Below are 6250 nucleotides of genomic sequence, written 5' to 3' on the forward strand. Positions count from 1 at the left end.
GCCCTCGTGGGCCGCGCCCCGGGCGGGCGCCGCCGGCCCCCGGTGCGGCCCCCCGCGGCCGCGGCGGGGGTCGAGGTGATCGGCGACGTCGAGCTGGCCTGGCGGGTCGGGCAGCTGCGCGAGCGGCCGCCTGCCTGGCTGGTGGTGACCGGCACCAACGGCAAGACGACGACCGTCGGGATGCTCCAGGCGATCCTGCGAGCCGCCGGGCTCGACGCCGTGGCCTGCGGGAACGTCGGTTACGCGGTGCTGGACGCGGTCCAGGCCGGGCACGACGTGCTGGCCGTGGAACTGTCCAGCTTCCAGCTGCACTGGTCCTCGACGCTGGCGCCCGCCGCCTCGGTGGTGCTGAACCTCGCCGAGGACCACATCGACTGGCACGGCTCGATGGCGGAGTACGCCGCGGCCAAGGGCCGCGCACATCACCGCTCCGCGGTCGTGGTGCACAACGCCGACGACGAGTGGTCCGCCCGGATCGCCGAGGAGCACGCCCCGCCGGACGCGCGCCGCGTCGGTTTCCAGCTCGACACCCCGCGCGCGGGGGAACTCGGCGTGGTCGAGGAACTGCTGGTGGACCGCGCTTTCGTGGCCGATCCGGCGACCAGCGCGGAGGAACTGGCGACACTGGCCGACGTCCGCCCGTCCGGGCCGCACAACGTCGCGAATGCGCTCGCCGCCGCCGCGCTGGCCCGCGCGTACGGCGTCGGCACCGAGGCGATCGCGAAGGGCCTGCGGGACTACCAGCCCGCGCCGCACCGCGCGGTCGAGGTCGCCGAGGTCGACGGCGTCCGCTACGTCAACGACTCGAAGGCCACCAACCCGCACGCGGCGGCCGGCTCGCTGCGGGCGCACCCCAGCGTCGTGTGGATCGCCGGGGGCCAGCTCAAGGGCGCCTCGGTCGACGAACTCGTCGCCTCGGTCGCCGGCAGGCTCCGCGGAGTCGTGCTCCTCGGCGTCGATTCGCCGGTGATCGCGGCCGCTCTTGCGCGACACGCGCCGGATGTCCCGGTGAACAGCCTCGTTCCGGGTGACGATGAGCCCATGACTGCGGCGGTGAGTGCGGCCAGAGCCATGGCGCGTCCTGGCGATGTCGTGCTGCTCGCTCCCGCCGCCGCCTCGCTCGACATGTTCCGCAGCTACGGCGAGCGCGGCGACGCGTTCGCCGCCGCGGTCCGTGTCCTGCGTGACGGTGCGGGGGAGTCGTCGCATGGCGGTGGTTGACGCCGGGCAGCGCACCGGATCCGGCGGGCCCGCCAGGGACCGCCCGAAGGCCAAGCCCGCGGGCAGGCCGCGTCGCGAGCGGAAGCCCGCCGCGTTCAACTCCGCGCTGACGGCCTGGCTCTCGCGCCCGCTGGCCTCGTTCCACCTGGTGCTCGCGCTGACCGGGCTGCTGACCGTGATCGGGATCGTCATGGTCCTCTCGGCGTCCTCGGTGGCCTCCTACGACCCGAAGACCGGCAGCGGGGTGTACTCGCTGTTCGTCAAGCACTTGGTGTTCGTCGCGATCGGCGCGGCGGTGTTCTGGATCGGCCTGCGGATCCGGCTCGAACGCGTCCGCCGGATGTCGGCCACCGCGGTGGTGCTCTGCCTCGGCATGCTGGTGCTCGTGCTGGTGCCCGGCATCGGCGCCGAGGTCAACGGCTCGAGCGGCTGGTTCCAGCTCGGCGGGTTCTCCTTCCAGCCGGTCGAGGTCGCCAAGGTCGCGCTGGCCTTCTGGGGCGCGCACATCCTGGTGATCAAGTACAACGTGCTGCACCAGTGGCGGCACCTGCTCGTCCCGGTGGTGCCGATCGCGCTGCTGATGTTCGCGCTGGTCATGCTGCAGCCCGACCTCGGCGGCACGGTGACGCTGGCGGTCGTGCTGCTCTCGCTGCTGTGGTTCGCGGGCGCGCCGAAACGGCTGGTCGGGGTCATCGTCGCGGGCGGTCTCGCCGGCGTGCTGGTGCTGGCGATCATCGCGCCGTACCGGCTGGCCAGGGTGATGTCGTTCCTCTCGCCCAACGCGGACACCAGCGGTGAGGGGTTCCAGGCCAACCAGGCCAAGCTCGCGCTCGCCGACGGCGGGCTGTTCGGCAAGGGCCTCGGCCAGGGCGCGTCCAACTGGGGCTACCTGCCGGAAGTGCAGAACGACTTCATCTTCGCGCTGATCGGCGAGGAACTGGGCTTCGTCGGCTGCGCGGTGGTGCTGGCGCTGTTCGCGGGTGTCGCCGTCGTCGGCCTGCGCATCGCCACCCGCAACATCGACCCGTGGATCCGGATCGTCGCCGGCACGCTGACGGTGTCCATCGTCGCGCAGGCGGGGATCAACATCGGGTACGTCGTCGGCTTGCTCCCGGTCACCGGGGTCACCCTGCCGCTGATCTCGTACGGCGGCACCTCGCTGGTGATCACCATGCTGATGATGGGCGTGCTCGCGAACGCCGCCCGGCACGAACCGGAGGCGGTGGCCGCACTGCGTTCCCAGGGCCCGGGTAAATTCGGACGCCTGCTGCGGCTGCCCGCGCCCGACCCGTACCGCCCGCCCGCCGCACGCAAGGCGGGCGCGGTGCGTGGCGGGACGAAGGCCGCCAGGCCCGCGCCCCGCACGGCTCGTCCGGCACCGGCGCAGGAACGGCGCCGCACCTCGGTCCGGGACCCGGGAAGGCGCGCAGTGACACGGAAAACGGCCCGGACAACAGCGAACCGCGGCACCCGGGGTGCCGTGAACCGGAGAGGTCATTGGTGAGTAAGCCCGTCAAACCCGGCGAACGTTCCGCCGCGGGCAAGGTGCCGACGGTGGTGGTCGCCGGCGGTGGCACCGCAGGACACATCGAACCCGCGCTCGCGCTCGCCGACGCGGTCAAACGGCTGCGCCCGGACGCGAAGGTCGTCGCGCTGGGCACCGAACGCGGGCTGGAGAACAAGCTCGTACCCGCCCGCGGGTATCCGCTGGAGCTGATCCCGCCGGTTCCGCTGCCCCGCAAGCCGACGCCGGAGCTGCTGCGGCTGCCGCTGAAGGTGCGCGACTCGGTCAAGCGGACCCGGGCGGTGCTGGAGCGGGTCGGCGCGGACGTCGTGGTCGGGTTCGGCGGGTACGTCGCGCTCCCGGCCTACCTGGCCGCGCGCGGCCGGACGCCGATCGTGGTGCACGAGGCCAACAAGTCGCCGGGCCTGGCGAACAAGGTGGGCGCGCGGTTCGCGTCGCGGGTCGCGGTCGCCGTCCCCGGCACGCCGCTGCCGAAGGCCGAGGTCGTCGGCATCCCGCTGCGGCAGTCGATCACCTCGCTGGACCGCGCCGCGCTGCGGGCCGAGGCCCGCGCGCACTTCGAGCTGGACCCGGACGCCCCGACGCTGCTGGTGTTCGGCGGTTCGCAGGGCGCGCAGTCGATCAACGCGGCGGTGTCCGGCGCGGCCAAGGAACTGGCCGACGCGGGCGTCGGCGTGCTGCACGCGCACGGCCCGAAGAACACGCTGGTGGTCCAGGAGTTCCCCGGCAAACCGGCGTACGTGCCGGTGCCGTACCTGGAGCGGATGGACCTCGCCTACGCCGCGGCCGACGCGGTCGTCTGCCGGTCCGGGGCGATGACCGCCGCCGAGGTGTCCGCCGTCGGGCTGCCCGCGGTGTTCGTGCCGCTGCCGCACGGCAACGGGGAACAGGCCGTCAACGCCCAGCCCGCGGTCGACGCGGGGGCGGCGCTGATGGTCGCCGACGCCGAGCTGAGCGCCGCGAAGGTCGCCGAGCTGGTGATCCCGCTGGTGACCGACGCCGACCGGGTCGCGAAGATGAGCGCGGCCGCCGTCGGGATGGGACACCGCGAGGCCGACGAGACGCTCGCCAGGATCGTGCTGGAGGCCGCCGGTGCTTGACGAGACCTTGCCCGCGGAGTTGCACCGGGCACACCTGATCGGGATCGGCGGCGCCGGGATGTCCGGGATCGCGCGGATCCTGCTCGCCCGCGGCGCACGGGTGTCCGGTTCGGACGCCAAGGAGTCCCGTGCGCTGCTGTCGCTGCGTACTCAGGGCGCCGAGCTGTTCGTCGGCCAGCGTGCCGAGAATCTCGACGCCTTCCCCGAAGGGCCCTCCGCGGTCGTCGTGTCGACGGCGATCAAGGAGAACAACCCGGAGTTCGCCGCCGCGAGGGAACGCGGGATCCCCGTGCTGCACCGCGCGCAGGCGCTGGCCGGGCTGATGGCGGGGCACCGGGTCGCGTGCATCGCGGGCACGCACGGGAAGACGTCGACGACGTCGATGCTGACCGTCGCGCTCCAGAACTGCCGCCTCGACCCGTCCTTCGCCATCGGCGGCGACCTCAACGAATCCGGGGCGAACGCGCATCACGGCTCCGGCGGCGTCTTCGTCGCGGAGGCCGACGAGAGCGACGGCTCGTTCCTGACCTACACCCCGTCGGTCGCGGTGGTGACCAACGTCGAGCCGGACCATCTCGACCACCACGGTACCGCCGAGGCGTACGTGGCGGTGTTCGCCGAGTTCGTGCGGCGCATCGAACCCGGCGGCGTGCTCATCGTGTGCGAGGACGATCCCGGCGCGGCGGCGCTCGGCGGTGACGCGGAGGCCGCGGGCGTCCGCGTGCTGCGATACGGGCGCTCGGTGACCGGGGACGACGACGCGAAGGTGCTGTCCCACACTCCGGCCGCCGACGGCAGCGTCGTGCGGATCTCCTTGCAGGGCAAGGAAATCGACGTCCGGGTCGCGGTGCCGGGCGAGCACATGGCGCTCAACACGATCGCCGCGCTGCTGGCCGGGCTCGAGCTGGGTGCCCCGCTCGACGGTCTCGTCGCGGGCCTCGCGGTGTTCGGCGGGGTCCGGCGCCGGTTCGAGTTCAAGGGCCGCTCCGGCGACGTCCGGGTCTACGACGACTACGCCCATCACCCCACCGAGGTCGACGCCCAGCTGCGCGCCGTGCGGCACGCGGCCGGGGCGGGCCGGGTCGTCGTGGTGTTCCAGCCGCATCTGTACTCGCGGACGAAGACCTTCTCGAAGGAGTTCGCCGCGGCGCTGTCGCTGGCCGACGAGGTCGTCGTGCTGGACGTCTACGGCGCCCGCGAGGAACCGGAGCCCGGGGTGACCGGCGCGCTGATCGCCGACCAGGTGAGCGTGCCGGTGCACTACCAGCCCGCCTTCGACGTCGCGGCGAAGCTCGTCGCCGATCTGGCGCGGCCGGGTGATCTGGTGGTCACCATGGGCGCCGGGGACGTCACGCAGCTCGGCCCGGAGATCCTGGCCGAACTGGATCGGCGGGGCGGTCAGGGGTGACCTCGACGCGGGAGCGCCGTGGCCCGGCCAGGGAGGCCGGGCGCACGAGCGCGCCCCCGGACCGCAGCAGGCGCGGGCGGCGCACGGAGGCCGAGCGGCAGCGCACCCGGCCGCGGCCGAACCGGCGCAAGGAGATCCGGCGCCGCTGGGTCGCGCTGCTGACGCTGCTCACCATCGTCGGCGGGGTGTATCTGCTGTTCTTCAGCTCGCTGCTCGGCGTCAAGAACGTCGAGGTGGTGGGCGCGAAAAGCGTTTCCGCCGACCAGATCCGCGCGGCCGCGGCCATTCAGGACGGCAAGCCGATGCTGCGGGTCGACGTCGACGGTATTCGCGACAGCATCGCCGAGCTGTCCGGGATCGCCACCGTCGAGGTCTCCCGTTCGTGGCCGAACACCGTCGAGATCGCGGTCACCGAGCGGACCGCGATCGCCTTCTTCGACAGCGGCCCCGGCGGCGACGGCTTCCACCTCGTCGACGGCGGCGGCGTCGTGTTCAAGACGGTGAAGATCCGCCCGGCCGGGATCCCGCAGCTGAAGCTGCCCAAGGTCTCGGTCGACGATCCGGTGACCCGTGCGGTGACCTCGGTGCTCGGGGCGATCCCGCAGCCGTTGCAGAAGCAGGTCACCAGCGCGTCGGCGAAGACCCCGGGCAGCGTCGAATTCACGCTGGCCGACGGGAAGACCGTGCGCTGGGGCAGCGCCGAGCAGGCCGACCGCAAGGCGAAGGTGCTCGCGGCGCTGCTGACCCAGCCGGGCAAGGTCTACGACGTCTCGGCGCCGGAGCTCCCCACCATCTCGTAGCCGCCCGCGTTCCCTGGTGGCTCACCTTCGCCTGGTCAGCAGGGTCGTGAAGGGGCATGGGGGACGTTCAACGCCGCCAATGCCCCATTCACGACACCACTCTGCCGGGCCCCGGGGGTGGGGGGTGGTAGGGAGATATGAACAGAGGGATAGAGATAGAGAGCGCTAGCTGCAGCGAGACCCCCCGCGAGCCCCC

5 protein-coding genes are annotated in these 6250 nt (G+C 72.9%); all 5 read left to right on the forward strand.

The window, feature by feature from the left end:
• Window positions 1-1221, forward strand: a 1221-nt coding sequence (murD, locus tag ACFWX1_RS44025) for a UDP-N-acetylmuramoyl-L-alanine--D-glutamate ligase (RefSeq protein WP_378395867.1), incomplete at its 5' end; no start/stop codon positions are given.
• Entirely contained in the window at window positions 1208-2725 is a 1518-nt protein-coding gene (ftsW, locus tag ACFWX1_RS44030; protein ID WP_378395868.1) for a putative lipid II flippase FtsW, read from the forward strand. The genes murD and ftsW, both read left to right, overlap by 14 nt.
• Window positions 2722-3846 carry an undecaprenyldiphospho-muramoylpentapeptide beta-N-acetylglucosaminyltransferase gene (gene murG, locus ACFWX1_RS44035; RefSeq protein WP_378395869.1) on the forward strand — a complete coding sequence of 375 codons (1125 nt, stop codon included), beginning with the start codon at window positions 2722-2724 and terminating at the stop codon, window positions 3844-3846. Before ftsW ends, murG begins: the two co-directional genes overlap by 4 nt.
• Window positions 3839-5254: a UDP-N-acetylmuramate--L-alanine ligase gene (gene murC, locus ACFWX1_RS44040; RefSeq protein WP_378395870.1), complete on the forward strand. Its 1416-nt coding sequence runs from the start codon at window positions 3839-3841 to the stop codon at window positions 5252-5254. Before murG ends, murC begins: the two co-directional genes overlap by 8 nt.
• Window positions 5251-6054, forward strand: a complete 804-nt coding sequence (locus ACFWX1_RS44045) for a cell division protein FtsQ/DivIB (RefSeq protein ID WP_378395871.1) — start codon at window positions 5251-5253, stop codon at window positions 6052-6054. The genes murC and ACFWX1_RS44045 overlap by 4 nt, the downstream gene beginning before the upstream one ends.
• Window positions 6055-6250 lie beyond the last annotated feature (196 nt).

The sequence above is a fragment of the Amycolatopsis sp. NPDC059021 genome, assembly GCF_042739895.1.
In the GTDB taxonomy this organism is placed as follows: Bacteria; Actinomycetota; Actinomycetes; order Mycobacteriales; family Pseudonocardiaceae; genus Amycolatopsis.

Bases quoted from the DNA above. Each gene is read 5' to 3' on its own strand.
- ftsW (WP_378395868.1), top strand. From the start codon at position 1,208: ATGGCGGTGGTTGACGCCGGGCAGCGCACCGGATCCGGCGGGCCCGCC.